Source organism: Pseudomonas sp. sp1636 (assembly GCF_030376615.1).
Taxonomy (GTDB): domain Bacteria; phylum Pseudomonadota; class Gammaproteobacteria; order Pseudomonadales; family Pseudomonadaceae; genus Aquipseudomonas.
This window is the reverse complement of the sequence record NZ_JARRAB010000014.1, coordinates 52,143-67,659: the sequence shown is the minus strand read 5'-3', so window position 1 is coordinate 67,659 and position 15,517 is coordinate 52,143. Positions and strand designations below refer to the sequence as shown.

The window sequence follows — 15,517 nt, the reverse complement described above, 5'->3', positions numbered from 1 at the left end:
CCGTCATAGCTGCGCAGCCAGCCGCGAGCCTTGATCGATCGCCCGCTTGGCGTCCAGCTCGCTAGCCACATCGGCACCGCCGATCAGGTGCACTTTTTGTCCGCTCGCAACCAGTTCGTCCTGCAACTCGCGTAGCGGATCCTGACCGGCGCACAGGATCACGGTATCCACCGCCAGCACCTGCGGTTCACCCTCGCCAATACGGATGTGCAGCCCCTCGTCGTCGACCTTGAGGTATTCGACCGAATTGAGCATCTGCACGTTCTTGTTCTTCAGTCCGGCGCGGTGAATCCAGCCGGTGGTCTTGCCCAGGCCGTCGCCGACCTTGGACTTCTTGCGCTGCAGCAGAAACACCTGGCGTGCCGGGGCCTGCACTTCGGCCTGGATTCCAGCGACTCCGCCACGGGCCTCGAGCGCGGCGTCGATGCCCCACTCGCGCCAGAATGCCTCGCGGTCGAGGCTGCTGGCCTGCCCCTGATGGGTGATGAACTCGGAAACATCGAAGCCGATGCCGCCGGCCCCGATCACGGCGACCTGTTGGCCAACCGGCTTGCGCGCGAGGATGGCATCCAGGTAGCCGATCACCTTGGGGTGATCCACCCCGGCAATCGCCGGCGTGCGCGGCGCGATGCCGGTGGCCAGGATGACCTCGGCGAAGCCGCCCTCGGCCAGTTCGGCAGCACTGACCCGGGTATTCAGGTGCAGCTCCACACCGCTGGTTTCCAGCTTGCGCTTGAAATAGCGCAGGGTCTCGAAAAACTCTTCTTTGCCGGGCACCTGTTTGGCCACATTGAACTGACCGCCGATCTCATTGCCTGCGTCGAACAGGGTCACGCTGTGACCGCGCTCGGCGGCCACGGTGGCGGCGGCCAGGCCGGCCGGGCCGGCGCCAACCACGGCAATTTTCTTCACCTGGGTGACCGGGATGTAATTGAGCTCGGTCTCGTGACAGGCGCGCGGGTTGACCAGGCAGCTGGTCAGCTTGCCGCTGAAGGTGTGATCCAGGCAGGCCTGATTGCAGCCAATGCAGGTGTTGATCTCGTCCGCCCGACCGGCGGCAGCCTTGTTGACGAAGTCCGGATCGGCGAGGAACGGACGGGCCATGGAAACCATGTCGGCGTCGCCCTCGGCCAGCACCTGCTCGGCCACTTCCGGGGTGTTGATGCGGTTCGTGGTGATCAGCGGAATCTTCACCTCGCCACGCAGTTTGGCGGTGACCTTGGTGAAGGCCGCACGCGGCACCTTGGTGGCGATGGTCGGAATGCGCGCCTCGTGCCAACCGATGCCGGTATTGATCAGGGTCGCGCCGGCCGCCTCGATGGCCTTGGCCAGCAGGACGATCTCGTCCCAGCTGCTGCCACCCGCGACCAGATCGAGCATCGACAGGCGGTAGATGATGATGAAGTTCGGCCCCACCGCCTCGCGCACGCGGCGGACGATCTCCACCGGCAGGCGCATGCGGTTCTCGTAGCTGCCGCCCCAGCGGTCGGTGCGGTGGTTGGTGTGGGCGGCGAGGAACTGGTTGATGAAGTAACCTTCCGAGCCCATGATCTCGACGCCGTCGTACTCGGCCTGCTGGGCCAGTAGCGAGCAATTGATGAAGTCCTGGATCTGCTTCTCGATGCCGTCCTCGTCCAACTCTTTGGGCTTGAACGGGTTGATCGGCGCCTGGATGGCGCTCGGCGCGACCGACTTGGGGCTGTAGGCATAACGCCCGGCATGCAGAATCTGCATGCAGATCTTGCCGTCCGCCTCGTGCACCGCCTGGGTGACGATCTTGTGCTTTTGCGCTTCTTCCTCGGTGGTCAGCTTGGCCGCGCCGGAATAGACACCGCCCTCCTCGTTCGGGCCGATGCCGCCGGTCACCATCAGGCCGACGCCGCCACGGGCACGCTCGGCGAAATAGGCCGCCATGCGCTCGAAGCCGCCCGGCTTCTCTTCCAGGCCGGTGTGCATCGAACCCATCAGGGTGCGGTTCTTCAGGGTGGTGAAGCCCAGATCCAGCGGGGCCAGCAAATTGGGATAACGAGCAGTCATGGAAGTCTCCACATCGAGCCTGTGCATTTCACGGAATGCCGTGGTCTCAACTGGACCGCGGTCGGTATGGACTAGACAATAAAGAGCCGGCCCCGACGCCTCAATGACCCAAAATTACAAAATGATGATCGAAATTAACTCCACCACTTGGCAGGCGGCCACTCATCGACCTACCCTGTAGCCATGACCCGTAAACTCTCGATATTTCTCGTCGCCCTGATTGTCGGCGCCTGCCTGTTGGCATTGCTGATCTGGGCCGAACGGCGCCCGGCCGCCCATTACCTGTCCGACCTGCGCAGCTCGATCAGCAGCGAACCGGCCCCGGTGCAGGCACGCGGCAACCTGCTATTGATCCGCCCGCAACTCTACCCCATGGATTACCAGAGCCCGGCCCACCTGCGCCTGAAACTGGCTGCCGCACTGGATAACGCCCGCAATGCCGGCCTGCTCGGCCCGAACACCCTGGTGGCGCTGCCCGAACATATCGGCACCTGGCTGCTGGCGCGTGGCGAGAAAGTCGAGTTCTATCAGGCCCGCAGCCGCCGGGAAGTACGCGACTGGCTGCTGCTCGGCAACCCGCTGCTGGCCATCGAGGCGCTGCTGCTGAATCTGGATGCCGAACGCCTGGACGAAGCCCTGCTGCGGATGAAGGCCGGGCAGATGGCCGAGGATTACCAGCAACTGTTCGCCGGGCTCGCCCGCGAGTACCGCGTCACCCTGCTGGCGGGTTCGATCCTGCTGCCCGAGCCGCGCGTGGAAGACGGCCGCCTGCACAGCGGTGCAGGCCCGCTGCGCAACCTCAGCCTGGTGTTTTCCCCGCAGGGCAAGATTCAGGGCAGCCCGCATCTTGAGCCCTGGCCGTGGCGAGCCGATGCCGGCCCGGCGCAACGCCTCAGCGTCGGCGCCCTGGATTTCCAGGTCGAGCGCGACTGGCGCCCCGGCTACCCGCAGAGCACTGTATCCCTGATTGACGGCCGCCGTAGCAGCCCGCCGCTGTTCCTGCGCGGCAAGCTGGACTGGCCGATTGGCGGCGCCTCGCGGGACATCCTGCTGATTCCCCGTGAGGTCGAACAAGCCAGTGCGGCGCCAGGTAGCCATCTACTGAACATCTGGATAGGCGCCGAGTGAAACCACAACGGGTTCGCCTCGGCGACCTCTCGGTCGGCTTCGTCCACAGTCTGGACGATGCCGTGCGCCAGCTCGGGCAAGACCCCCAGCCCCTGCTCGAGAGCTATGGCCTAGATCCAGCCCGGCTGGCCGAACCCCGAGCACGCCTGTCGATTCCACGCTACATGCGCCTGGGTCACGCGGCGATTCAACTGACCGGCGAACCCGGCCTCGGCCTGCTGATGGGGCGTTTGAGCCGCCTCAGCCAGGCCGGCCTGGCCGGCGTCACCGCGGCCCAGGCGCCGACCGTGCGTGAAGCCGCCCGCGCGCTGATCCGCTTCGAACCACTGTATGCGTCCAATTATCGCGGCCAATCCAGCCTGCACGAAGACGCCCAGGGAGCCTGGCTACGCTTTTACTCGATCAGCCCGTACAACGCCTACAACCGCTTCGTCATCGACTCGGTACTGGCCGGCTGGGCGCAGCAACTGGGCAATCTGGCCAATCAGCGCCTGAGCGTGGAAAAAATCCAGATCGAATTTCCCGCGCCCAGCTACAGCGCGCAGTACAGCGAACGGTTCGACTGCCCCGTGGAATTTGCTGCCGAGCACAATCAGTTGCGCCTGCATCAGGCCGTGCTCAACCTGCGCAACCCCGAGCATTGCCCCAGCACCTGGCGCCAGCTGCTGGAACTCTGTGAACGGGAGTTGGAACAACTGACCCGCACCCGCAGCCTGCGCGAGCGCATCACCCAGCTGCTCGGGCCCTTGCTGCACGGTCGCGAGCCCGACCTGCAGGAAGTCGCCGCGCGCCTGCAGCTGCCGAGCTGGACGCTACGGCGCAAGCTGGCCGAGGAAGGCACGCAGTTCCGCGCCATCCTCAACGAAACCCGCCGCGACCTGGCCATGGCCTATATCCGCGACACCGAGTTGGCCTTCGGCGAAATCGCCTACCTGCTCGGCTTCGCCTCCGCCGAGGCCTTCCAGCGCGCCTTCAAACGCTGGAACCGGCAGACTCCGGGCGAGTTCCGCCGCGCCCAACGCCAGGCCGAATAACGACCTACTGCAGGCGCCAGGGCTTCAAAGCTCGGTAGCGTCTTCAACCGCCTCGCAGTCGTCCTGGTCAAAGACGCGGGACTCGAGCAGTTCTTCTTGATAGTCATCCATTGGTGATTCCTCCCGCTTGATGCTTTGGCTGATAGAGACAACGTGTCTATCAAGCTAAAGGGGAGAGATGAATACAAGATGACAATTTGTCGCGGGCAACAAAAAACCCTCAGGTATCGCTACCTGAGGGTTTCCTATATGGCGCAGCGGACGGGACTCGAACCCGCGACCCCCGGCGTGACAGGCCGGTATTCTAACCGACTGAACTACCGCTGCGTGTCGGATGGACTTGCGTCCAAAGAACTCTTGCTTCATCTGGCAAATCGACTTTACAGCCTTTCTGCCTCATGCCGGGCGAACCCGAGATGGAAAATATGGCGCAGCGGACGGGACTCGAACCCGCGACCCCCGGCGTGACAGGCCGGTATTCTAACCGACTGAACTACCGCTGCGTGTCGGTCGGACTTGCGTCCGAATTCACAAAGAGTGGTGGGTGATGACGGGATCGAACCGCCGACCCTCTGCTTGTAAGGCAGATGCTCTCCCAGCTGAGCTAATCACCCTTCGCTTTGTGAGGCGCGCAATTTACTTGTGGGCCTTACCTAAGTCAATACTCTGCTTAAAGTTTTTCTGAAACAGCAGAAAATGGCACGCCGCCGAGCCGCAGCAAGAAGCCCTAGCCCAATCCGATTCCAACCGTGCATCGCCCAGCTTAAAACGCCACGCGCAGGCTCAATCTTGCCGCCACTCGCGCATCCTCATGGCGATCCAGCCCGACCTCGCTAATCTGTACGCCTTGCTGCTCCAGCGCGGCGAACCAACGCAACAGCTGGGCGAACGGCGCTGGCTGCACATTGACCTGCAGCGTGCCGCCGCTATCGCTGTCCAGTCGTTCGATCGTCAGGCCCTGCTCGGCGGCGCTGGCGGTGACCACGCCTTGCAGGCGCGCCGGATCCAGACCGACCTGCGGTTTGCTTGCCATGCTGCGTGCCAAGGGCGCCTGCGCCTGCATATAGGCATGCAGGGCGCGCTCCCGCTCGAACGCGTCGCGCGCCACGGCAACGCTCTGTTGCGCCGGCTGCCAGAGCAGCAGATACACCAGCACCAGCAACACCACCAGCACCAACAGGCTCAATGCCCGCCGCTCGCGCGACGCCAAACCGCGCCAGCGCTGCAACACCGCGGAACTTTGCAGGCGCACCGCGAATGGCTTTCTCAACTCGCCCAGACGATCCATGTTCATCCCCCGATCACCAAACGTGCGCTGACCCCAGCGCCCTCCCGGCTGGCCGACCCCAGTTGCACCGCCAAGCCGGCCTCCTGCAGACGTTCACGCAGGCGCTCCAGTTCGGCAAACCCGGGCGCCTGCACCTGCATGGCCAAGTCGCCGCGCACCTCGCTGAAATCCACCTGCTGCACCTGGATCGGCGCGCCCTCGAGCGTCAGCGCTTGGCTCACCTGGACAAGCAGGCCGAGCAGACGCCCCTGGCCACTGGCGCCGCCCGCGGCCAGGTGCTGATCCAGCTGGGCACGCAGATTGACCAGCTTGCGGTCTTCGGGGAACAGTTCTCGATAGAGCGCTGCGCTCGACTCGGCGTAGGCCTCGGCCCGGCTCTGCAAATGCCAGCCCTGGGCCAGATTGAAGCCCCACTGCAAGACCAGCCACAGGCCAACCAACCCCAGCAGCGGACGCCAGCGCAACCATTGGCTGCCGCTGTCGTGCGGGGCAAATTCGCCCTGGGCCAAATTGTTCTCGCTCGTCTGGCCAGCCAGCCAGGTATAACCATCGAAGATGTCGGCAGTCTCATCCACCGGCTGCAGCCCCGCCTGCCGGGCGGCTCGATAGGCGATATGCGGATGCGCGCAGGCGGCGGCCAGCGCCGGCCAATCCTCACCCCTCAGCGCCAGGCGTGCCACCCCTTCGCCGCCGAGCAACCAGCGCGACTCCAGTTGCAGCAGCTGGGTGCCCTGCCGCGGCAGCAGATCGGCATCCACGGCAATCGTGCGTGGCGGCGTTTCGCACAGCGCCAGCCAACTCGCCAGCCAACTGCGGCGTACGGCAAACACCCGATGACGGCCGTCCTCAAGCTTTGCACCCAAGGCCAGATGCAACTGTTCGATGTCCTCGGCGAGCAACTCTTCCACCGCGAACGGCAAGGCCTGGCGCAACCAGCGGGCCTTCTGCGTCGGCAGACGCACGGCACAAGCCGTCACCGCCTCGACCGGCAGAACCAGGGTCCAGGCATCGCCCGCCCCGGCCACCGCCTCGGCAAACGGCAGACACTGGCTGCCACCCTCGCGCACCCGTTGCACCAGCAACTCCGCAGAGGCGCCGGCACAAGCCGCCGGCGGCAGAAACACACACCACTGATTCATCGCTCGACTTCCTCGGCAGGCGCAGGCGGCACACCGCTCTGCCCCAGATCACGGGCTAGGACATACAATTTGCCATCGCTGGCGCGCTGCAAGCTGCTGCGTAAAACCTGACGGCGATCACCCACACTGACCTCGCTGATCACCTGAAAATACTGGCTACCGACCGCCAACGCCTGGTTCCGCACCTGCAACCCGGGCAATCGTGCAAGAAAACTCGCTACATCGGCATAACCCTGGCTCGCCCGCGCGGCAACCAGCCCCTGCGCCGTACTCAGCGACAGCCCGTCGGCCAGGCTCGCCAACACCCGAGCATTGGCGGTGTTGACGTTCAAGGTCGCATCCGCCGGCAAGGCACTGACGAACGGCAACAGACGCTGGTATTCGGCCTCGCTCATCCCCAATAACAGGCGCAGTTCAGACACGTCGACCAGTGCGCGGTTGGCGGCACGATAGGGCGGCGCTGCCAGTAAGTATTGATTATCCTCGGCACCCAAGCCACCGCTCGGCTCCTGATCGGCATCCAGCCAATCGAGCAGGCGCTCGGCATAGGCTGCATCGATCTGCAGGCCCAAGAGCAAGCGGCGAAACTGCGCCACGGCGGCGTCATCAGGCGCACTTTGGCGCACCAGGCTGTTGAGGTTGAAGCGCCCGCTCGGATCGGTGATACGCACCCGCAGCTCACCGCCTTCGTCCAGAGCGAAAGGCGCCAACGGCCGCGCCCAAGGCTCACCCAGATGATCCACCGGCGCACGCGGGTTGCCTTGCTCCAGATCACGCCGCAATAGCGCCTTGGCCAGGGTCTCGCCACCCAGGGCGTAATGCCAGGCCTGGCGTACGTGCAACTGATTGGCGCTGCTGCGAATCGACAATTGCTGACGAGCGATAATCCCGGCACAGACTACCGTCACCACTGCCACCACCAGCATCACGGTGATCAGCGCCACACCTCGTTGCGCCTTCATGGTTCGAGCACCTCAGCAGTTGCTTGCGGCTGTCCCGCCACCGGCGCCTGCGCCGTCTCCTTGGGCAGCGCATCGGGCAAACGCAGTAATCGCCGCAGCTCGCCATAGCGGCGATGCTCCAGTAGCAGTTCGACCGCCTGCGGCAACTCGGTCAGCTGTAATTCGCCACTCGCTTCGGCCGGCGGCCAACTGCTTTGCCAGCGGCCGTCGCCATCCAGATAACGCAGGCGTATGCCTAGCACCCCATTCAGCGCCTGCTGCACCTGGGGCTGGCTGTCCTGTGCCTGGTCGAGCACATTCCAGTAGCGACGCTGCCATTGCTCGCCGCTCAGTTGCCAACGCACCCGCTGCACATTGGCGCGCGCCAGGCCGAGCGGATTACGCCAACCAGCGTGGCTCAGTTCCACACCGGCGCCATCGCCCTCCTCGCCAAGCAGGGCCGGACGCAGCTCGCCAAAAGGATCGCGCACCGGCCGCGCGCTGACCTGCAGCAGGTCGCGCTCGAAGACGGCGATGGCGCGCACCAGCTCACGCAGTTGTTGTTCGTGGGCGCGCGTGCTGCTGTCGGTCAGCAGCACGCTGTCGAGCATGCGGTAGGCGGCCAAGCCGAGCAGGGCGAACAGCGCAATGGCGATCAGCAGCTCGAGCAGGGTGAAGCCACGCGCGCGTCTCATCGCCCATCCCCGAGAAAGCCGCTGAGGCTGACGACCGCGCGCTCGCGCAGGTCGCCACCCAGGCGGTTTCTTTCCGGACGCGGCGCCACCCACAGGGTGACCCGACGCATGCTCGGCTCGCTGGTCTCCTGGATTTCACTCTGCCATTGCCAACGCCGCCCGGCGAACTCCAGCTCGCCCTGATCGCGCCCATCTCTGGCCGGGGTCTCGGCCAACTGCAACTCGCTCAAGCGATTATCGGCAATCCACATCGCCAAGGTTTTCTCTTCCAGGCGGGCAGCGGTTTGCAGGCTGCGCGCACTGGCGGCCAGTACGCTGGCGGCGACTACGGCGAAGATTGCCAGGGCAACCAGCACCTCAAGCAGGGTGAAAGCACGGCACGCCTTCATCCCGGCCGCCCCGCCTGAGCGTCAACCTCGACCTTGGGCAAACGGAAGCCATCGCTGGACAACAGTAAGCGCAAGCCGTCCTTGCGCCGCTCGCTCAGATACAAGCGAAAGGGGCTGAGCTCGCCGCTGGAGAGCAGCAGCAGTTGCGGTACGGGATTAGCCGCACTGCGCGGTTCGGCTGCCGGCTGCGGCAATTGCAGCGCCTCGCCTTCCAGCTCGACACGTAACTCGGCCCAGGCCGGCAAGCGATGCGGCTTGTCAGCCAGAGCCTGCCAGTGTGCCGATAGCGGATCGTAACGCAACACCCGATAGCCTTCGGCATTCAACAGCAAGCCGTATTCGCGATTATCCAGCACCGCTTCCTCGGCCAGCACACCGATCAATCCGGCCAGCCGTTCGGCTTCGTTGCGCAACTCCCGAGCCGGGCCGGCGATTCCCGTGCTGAGTACGGCCAGGCCAATCAGACTGCCGATAATCACGATAACCACCAGCAGCTCGACCAGGGTAAACCCCCGGATCGGGCTGGACGCGCCACCGCGGCCGACAAGCATGGCTCAGTCCAGCCTCATCAAAGATCCCAGTTGCCAATATCGGCATCCAGGTCGTGACCGCCCTGCTTGCCGTCGGCACCCAATGAATAGAGGTCGAAAGCGCCTTTGGTGCCGGGCGCCAGGTATTGATAGACGTTGCCCCACGGATCGACGGGGAGGCGCTTGAGGTAGCCGTCGCGATTCCAGTTCTTCGCCGGCGGGTTGCCGGAGGGCTTCTGCACCAGCGCTTCCAAACCCTGCTGGGTGCTCGGGTAGGTCTGATTATCCAACCTGTACAGATCCAACGCGGCGGACACCGCCTTGATATCGCCCATGGCCACTGTGACCTTGGCCTGATCCGGCCGGCTCATGATCTGCGGCACCACCAGGGCGGCGAGAATGCCGAGGATCACCACCACCACCATGATTTCGATCAGGGTAAAACCCGTCTGACGCTTGTTCACTGCTTTAGCCCACCAACTGATTGAGAGACAGAATCGGCAGCAGGATGGCCAGGACTATGACCAGCACCACTGCGCCCATAAACACCAACATGAAAGGTTCGAACAAACCGACCAGCAGCGCCACCTGGGCGCTCAGGTCGTTCTCCTGATTGCGCGCCGTACGCGCAAGCATCTGATCCAGCTCGCCGGAGCGCTCGCCGCTGGCGATCATGTGCAGCATCATCGGCGGAAATTGCCCGCTGGCTTCCAGGGCACGGGTCAGGCTACCGCCTTCGCGAACCTTTTGCGCGGCCACCACCACCTGCGCCCGAATCAGCCGATTGACTATCACTTCGGCACCGATGCCCAGCGCCTCCACCAGCGGCACGCCGCTGCGGGTGAGGATCGCCAGGGTCGAAGCGAAACGCGCACAATCGGTGGCGCGAATCAACCGCCCGACCAGCGGCACGCGCAGCAAGAACGCATGCCAGCGCAATTTCACCGCCTCATCGCGCAGCGCCCAACGCAGGGCGAAAAAGCCCAGCAGAGCCAGAACAACCGCCAGCCAACCCCAACCCTTGACCCACTCACTCAAAACGATCAGCCCGCGAGTCAGCGCCGGCAGGGTTTGTCCGGAGTCGACGAACACCCGCACGATATCCGGCACCACATAACCGAGCAGAAAGCCGACGATCAGCAGCGAGGTACACATCAGAATCAGCGGATAGAGCAGCGCCAGCTGGATCTTCTGCCGCGATTGCTGACGCTGCTCGGTGTAATCGGCCAATTGTTCCAGCACCGGCCCCAGGTGCCCGGCGTGCTCACCTGCCGCCACGGTGGCACGGTACAGTTCGGGAAAAGCCGCGGGGAACTCGTTCAGGCTGTTCGCCAGGTTGTGCCCCTCCAGAACCCGGGCACGCACGGCCAGCAGCATGCCCTGGATGCGCGGCAAACGAGCCTGGGCGGCGGCGGCGCGCAGTGCCTCCTCGACCGGCAGTGCGGCTTGTATCAGGGTCGCCAACTGGCGGGTGAGCAGCGCCAGATCACTTGCCGAGAGCCCACGCACAAAGCTGAAATGCCCGCCGACGCCGGCCTGTTCGCGGGTGCGTGTCGCCTTGACCGCCAACGGCGCCAGTTGCCGCTCGCGCAGCAATTGACGCACCTGACGCGCGCTGTCAGCTTCCAGCACGCCTTTCTGCTGGCGGCCTTTGCCATCAAGGGCAAGGTATTCGAAAGCAGCCATTATCGTCCTAAGTCACTCGTCCAAGGTCACACGCAGCACTTCTTCAAGACTGGTCAGCCCTTCCAGCACCTTGCGCCGACCGTCCTCGCGGATGCTCGGGCCGAGCGAGCGGGCATGACGAACCATCTCTTGCTCCGATGCGGCGTTATGGATCAGCGTACGCAAGTGGTCGTCGAACACCACCAATTCGTAAATCCCGGTACGCCCGCGGTAGCCCTGCTGATGGCACTCGCTGCAGCCGCACGGACGATACAGGGTCGCCGCCGGTTCGGCGGCCACGCCGAGCAGCGCGCACTCGGCGGCATCGGCCTGGTAGGCCGTCTTGCAGTGCGGGCAGAGCACCCTCACCAGGCGCTGGGCCAATACGCCGAGCAGGGATGACGACAACAGGAACGGCTCGATGCCCATGTCCACCAACCGGGTAATGGCACCGACCGCGCTATTGGTGTGCAGGGTCGAGAGAACCAGGTGCCCGGTTAATGACGCCTGCACGGCAATTTCGGCGGTTTCCTTGTCGCGGATTTCGCCGACCATCACCACATCCGGGTCTTGCCGCAGAATCGCCCGCAGACCGCGGGCGAAGGTCATGTCGACTTTGCTGTTGACCTGGGTCTGACCGATGCCTTCGAGGTGGTATTCGATCGGATCTTCCACCGTGAGAATATTGCGCGTGTGGTCATTCAGGCTGACCAGACTGGCGTACAGCGTGGTGGTCTTGCCCGACCCGGTAGGCCCGGTGACCAGCAGGATGCCGTGGGGTTTGCGCACGGTCGTCTCCATCACCTGACGATCCCGCGCACTCATGCCCAAGTGCTGCAAAGTCAGGCGCCCAGCCTGTTTGTCGAGCAAACGCAACACCACCCGCTCACCATTGGCCGAGGGTAGCGTCGAGACGCGAATGTCCACCTCGCGACCACCGACACGCAGGGAGATACGGCCGTCCTGGGGCACGCGCTTCTCGGCGATATCCAGGCGCGCCATGACCTTGATCCGCGACACCAGCAACGCCGCCAGCTCGCGTTTGGGTTCGAGCACCTCACGCAGGATGCCGTCTACGCGAAAACGTACGACCAGGCGCTTCTCGAAGGTCTCCAGGTGGATATCCGAGGCACTCTCCTTGATCGCTTCACCGAGGATGGCATTAATCAGGCGGATGATCGGCGCATCGTCTTCCTGCTCCAGCAGGTCTTCGGTTTCCGGCACCTGCTCGGCCAAGGCCGCCAGATCGAGACTGCCACCAAGGCCCTCGGCAAGCTGCATGGCCCCCGACTCATGTTGATAGGCCTTGGCCAGCGCCTGCTCGAAAGCGTCTTCGGACAATGTCTGCAAGGGTAATCGACGCCCGGCAAAACGCTGCGCCTCGGCCAACGCGACCAGCTCGACGGCGGCACGGTGAGCCAAGCAAGGTGGATCGGCTTCGATCAGCAAGACCACGCCGTGGCGCTTGGCGAAGCTGAACGGCAAACGACGTAGCGGAACTGCAGTGGGCAGTGCGTTCATCCTGGATAAGCCTTGAAACGGTAACCTGGCCGGCGTACCACGACTGACTCTAACTTGTTATACGCCTGCACTTGCGCCGATGGGTTGTGATGGATTCCCCGCACTAGAGCGGAAACACTGAGCTATCTTTAGCACATCGCAGGGCGTGACACACCACCCTGACGGGGGGCTGTCAAATGTTCGGCAACTGGCTATGATCGACGCGCGATCCAGGCCACATAACAATAAATTTCTGGAGTGACGCCTTTGCCTTTTTTGGCTACTCGACGCTGGATGCAACCGCACGCGACCACCTCGGTCAGCGCCCTGGTCATTCTGCTCATGAGCATCAGCCTGGCCTGGCAAACCGCCGACTGGCTGCGCTTGCTACGTGCGCCGATTGCGGCCAGCGCGCCACATGTGGCCAATTTGCCGACGCCCGCCTCCAGTCAACGCCTGGAGCAATTATTCGGCAGCAGCCAGAACGACGATGCACCACCGCCAGCCACGACCATGCGCCTGACACTGCTGGGCAGCTTCGTGCATGCCGACCCCAAACGTTCCAGTGCAATCATTCGCCTGGAGAACAACCAGGCACAACGCCACACCACAGGCAGCGAAGTGACTGGCGGCGTAAGTCTGCACGCGGTCTACGCCGATCGAGTAGAGTTGCTGCGCAATGGCCGCCTGGAAACCCTGGCATTTCCACACAGCCGCTCCAGCGACGAAGGTGCGGCCTACATGCCCGAGGAGACCGCGGCGGATGCGCTGGATCAACTCAACCAGCTGGAAGCCGACAACCTCACGCAACTGCGCGAGCGCATGGACACCCTGCGCGAACAGATGGAGGCGTCCGGCACCCTGCCCGCGGACGCCGAACCCGCCGACCAGACTACGGAAAGCAACTGAACCGATGACCCCGATCTTCTCGCGTCTCACCTTCGCCCTGCTGGCCGCCGGCCTGGCCGTCAGCTCTTTGCCACTGAATGCCGCCATCAACCCGACAACACCCAGTGCCAACCAACAGGAAGAAAGCTGGACCATCAACCTGAAGGGCGCCGATATCCGCGAGTTTATCGACCAGATTGCGCAGATCACCGGGGAAACCTTCATCGTCGATCCACGGGTCAAAGGCCAAGTCAGCGTGGTCTCGAGCACACCACTGACCCTGAGCGAAATCTATCAACTGTTTCTCTCGGTGATGGCCACCCACGGCTTCAGCGTCATCACCCAGGGCGAACAGGCGCGTATCGTACCCAACGCCGAAGCCAAGGCCGATGCCGGCCAAGGCCGCGCCGCCCCGGATCGCCTGGAGACCCGCCTGATCCAAGTACAGCACACCTCGGCAACCGAACTCATCCCACTGATTCGCCCGCTGGTGCCGCAGTACGGCCACTTGGCCGCCGTCACCTCGGCCAACGCCATCATCATCAGCGATCGCAGTGCCAATATCGCCCGCATCGAAGACTTGCTGCGCCAACTCGACCAGAAAGGCGAGCGCGACTACAGCGTGCTCAACCTGCAACACGCCTGGGTCATGGACACCGCCGAAGTCCTCAATCGCTCCCTGGAGCGCGGCCAGGCCAAAGGCGCCTCCGGAGTTCAGGTAATTGCCGACGCGCGCACCAATCGCCTGATCCTGCTCGGCCCACCGGCTGCCCGCGCCAAATTGCTGGCATTGGCCCAGTCGCTGGACACCCCGACCAGCCGCTCGGCCAATACCCGGGTCATCCGCCTGCGGCATAACGACGCCAAGGCCCTGGCGGAAACCCTCGGCGACATATCCGAAGGCCTGAATGCCCAGGACGGCAGCGAAGCCGCCGGCAAGCCGCAGAATATCTTGATCCGTGCCGACGAGAGCCTCAACGCACTAGTGCTGCTGGCCGAACCCGATGTAGTAGCAACCCTTGAAGACATCGTCCGTCAACTCGACGTACCCCGGGCGCAGGTGATGGTGGAGGCCGCCATAGTCGAAGTCTCCGGCGACATCAGCGAGGCCCTTGGCGTGCAGTGGGCGGTCGATGCGCGCGGCGACACCGGCGGCCTCGGCACGGTGAACTTCGGCGGCACTGGGCTCCCGGTCGGCAGCGTGCTGCAAGCCATCCAGGATCAACGCAACAACATCGACAACCCGCTCCTCAACAACCTGCCGGATGGCGCCATCATCGGCCTCGGCACCGACAGCTTCGCCGTGCTGATCACCGCGCTGTCGGCCAACGCCAAGAGCAACCTGCTGTCGACGCCCAGCCTGCTCACCCTGGATCACCAGAAAGCGGAAATCCTGGTCGGCCAGAACGTCCCCTTCCAGACCGGCTCCTTCACCACCAGCGCCGCCGGCGCCGACAACCCCTTCACCACCATCGAACGGAAGGACATCGGCGTCACCCTCAAGGTCACCCCGCACATCAACGAAGGCGCCAGTCTGCGCCTGGAGATCGAGCAGGAAATCTCCTCCATCGCCCCCGTCGTCACCCAGACTGTCCAGGCGGTGGATCTGATCACCAACAAGCGCTCGATCAAGAGCACCATCCTCGCCGAGGATGGCCAGGTCATCGTATTGGGCGGACTGATCCAGGACGACGTCACCCAGACCAACTCGAAAGTCCCGCTGCTGGGCGACATTCCCCTGCTCGGCCGGCTGTTCCGCTCAACCAAGGACACCCATATCAAACGCAACCTGATGGTGTTCCTGCGCCCTACCGTGGTGCGCGACGCCGCTGGCCTGGCAGCCCTGTCGGGCAAGAAGTACAGCGACATCCGGATACTTGACGACACCCGCGAGAACTACCGCCCCGGCATCCTGCCGCGCGACCCAAGCAAGTTGTTCGATCGCGACGACAACACACCGGCCATCGACCTGCGCGAATGACCCCCGCCCCCAAAGGCTCTGTCCCAGTTAGCGCAAGCACGCCCCGGGGTGAGGCTCTAGCTGCCGGAGCGGCTTCAGCCGCGAAATTCGTGGGTAAATCCGCGTCGCCACAAGCATTACCCCCTCATGCAACACGTAACGGGGGCATGGCCTATAACCTGGCCCGAAGGGAGGCCAGCCAGGCTGGCGATGGCTCATCGGCGGGCGCCGAGCGACGTTGGCTTCAACGTTTGCCCGTCAGTTCGGCGCCAGTCAGTGGGCATGGCTGCAACCATTCGTTCCGGATCATCGAGACCCAGGAC

General features: G+C 64.1%; 14 protein-coding genes and 3 tRNA genes. 4 read left to right on the top strand and 13 right to left on the bottom strand.

The features are described from left to right. Positions 1-3: 3 nt before the first annotated feature. A complete protein-coding gene (locus tag P8H27_RS14770) occupies positions 4-2,037 on the bottom strand; it encodes an NADPH-dependent 2,4-dienoyl-CoA reductase (RefSeq protein WP_289638319.1) in 2,034 nt (677 codons plus the stop codon). Positions 2,038-2,220: 183 nt separating this feature from the next. Here P8H27_RS14770 and P8H27_RS14765 point away from each other — a divergent pair, with 183 nt between their 5' ends. Together P8H27_RS14765 and P8H27_RS14760 are read left to right on the top strand one after the other, a co-directional pair. Next, positions 2,221-3,165, top strand: a complete 945-nt coding sequence (locus P8H27_RS14765) for a hydrolase (protein ID WP_289638318.1) — start codon at positions 2,221-2,223, stop codon at positions 3,163-3,165. Next, positions 3,162-4,199: an AraC family transcriptional regulator gene (locus tag P8H27_RS14760; RefSeq protein ID WP_289638317.1), complete on the top strand. Its 1,038-nt coding sequence runs from the start codon at positions 3,162-3,164 to the stop codon at positions 4,197-4,199. Before P8H27_RS14765 ends, P8H27_RS14760 begins: the two co-directional genes overlap by 4 nt. Positions 4,200-4,449: 250 nt before the next feature. Here the strand turns inward: P8H27_RS14760 and P8H27_RS14755 are convergent. The 12 genes from P8H27_RS14755 to gspE form a co-directional block, all read right to left on the bottom strand. Continuing rightward, positions 4,450-4,526 (bottom strand) — tRNA-Asp (locus tag P8H27_RS14755). A gap of 99 nt (positions 4,527-4,625) precedes the next feature. After that, a tRNA-Asp gene (locus tag P8H27_RS14750) sits at positions 4,626-4,702 on the bottom strand. 35 nt (positions 4,703-4,737) lie between these two features. Beyond that, a tRNA-Val gene (locus tag P8H27_RS14745) sits at positions 4,738-4,813 on the bottom strand. Between the two features lie 149 nt (positions 4,814-4,962). After that, on the bottom strand, positions 4,963-5,493 hold the full coding sequence (locus tag P8H27_RS14740; RefSeq protein ID WP_289638316.1) for a type II secretion system protein M: 531 nt from the start codon (positions 5,491-5,493) through the stop codon (positions 4,963-4,965). Further along, positions 5,490-6,626 carry a type II secretion system protein GspL gene (gspL, locus tag P8H27_RS14735; RefSeq protein ID WP_289638315.1) on the bottom strand — a complete coding sequence of 379 codons (1,137 nt, stop codon included), beginning with the start codon at positions 6,624-6,626 and terminating at the stop codon, positions 5,490-5,492. Before gspL ends, P8H27_RS14740 begins: the two co-directional genes overlap by 4 nt. Next, positions 6,623-7,588: a type II secretion system minor pseudopilin GspK gene (gspK, locus tag P8H27_RS14730; RefSeq protein ID WP_289638314.1), complete on the bottom strand. Its 966-nt coding sequence runs from the start codon at positions 7,586-7,588 to the stop codon at positions 6,623-6,625. Before gspK ends, gspL begins: the two co-directional genes overlap by 4 nt. After that, positions 7,585-8,262: a type II secretion system minor pseudopilin GspJ gene (gspJ, locus tag P8H27_RS14725; protein ID WP_289638313.1), complete on the bottom strand. Its 678-nt coding sequence runs from the start codon at positions 8,260-8,262 to the stop codon at positions 7,585-7,587. Before gspJ ends, gspK begins: the two co-directional genes overlap by 4 nt. Continuing rightward, entirely contained in the window at positions 8,259-8,651 is a 393-nt protein-coding gene (gspI, locus tag P8H27_RS14720) for a type II secretion system minor pseudopilin GspI (RefSeq protein WP_289638312.1), read from the bottom strand. Before gspI ends, gspJ begins: the two co-directional genes overlap by 4 nt. Next, a complete protein-coding gene (gspH, locus tag P8H27_RS14715) occupies positions 8,648-9,202 on the bottom strand; it encodes a type II secretion system minor pseudopilin GspH (RefSeq protein WP_289638311.1) in 555 nt (184 codons plus the stop codon). The genes gspI and gspH overlap by 4 nt, the downstream gene beginning before the upstream one ends. A 17-nt stretch (positions 9,203-9,219) precedes the next feature. Continuing rightward, positions 9,220-9,666, bottom strand: coding sequence for a type II secretion system major pseudopilin GspG (gene gspG, locus P8H27_RS14710; RefSeq protein ID WP_289638402.1), 447 nt, complete (start codon positions 9,664-9,666; stop codon positions 9,220-9,222). Then, positions 9,650-10,867 carry a GspF family T2SS innner membrane protein variant XcpS gene (gene xcpS / locus P8H27_RS14705; RefSeq protein ID WP_289638310.1) on the bottom strand — a complete coding sequence of 406 codons (1,218 nt, stop codon included), beginning with the start codon at positions 10,865-10,867 and terminating at the stop codon, positions 9,650-9,652. Before xcpS ends, gspG begins: the two co-directional genes overlap by 17 nt. A 12-nt stretch (positions 10,868-10,879) precedes the next feature. Continuing rightward, positions 10,880-12,367, bottom strand: coding sequence for a type II secretion system ATPase GspE (gene gspE, locus P8H27_RS14700; RefSeq protein WP_308446825.1), 1,488 nt, complete (start codon positions 12,365-12,367; stop codon positions 10,880-10,882). Positions 12,368-12,640: 273 nt separating this feature from the next. Between gspE and P8H27_RS14695 the strand changes: the two genes are divergently transcribed. Both P8H27_RS14695 and gspD read left to right on the top strand, forming a co-directional pair. Further along, positions 12,641-13,255 carry a type II secretion system protein N gene (locus P8H27_RS14695; protein WP_289638309.1) on the top strand — a complete coding sequence of 205 codons (615 nt, stop codon included), beginning with the start codon at positions 12,641-12,643 and terminating at the stop codon, positions 13,253-13,255. A gap of 4 nt (positions 13,256-13,259) precedes the next feature. Beyond that, on the top strand, positions 13,260-15,215 hold the full coding sequence (gspD, locus tag P8H27_RS14690) for a type II secretion system secretin GspD (RefSeq protein ID WP_289638308.1): 1,956 nt from the start codon (positions 13,260-13,262) through the stop codon (positions 15,213-15,215). Positions 15,216-15,517: the final 302 nt, after the last annotated feature.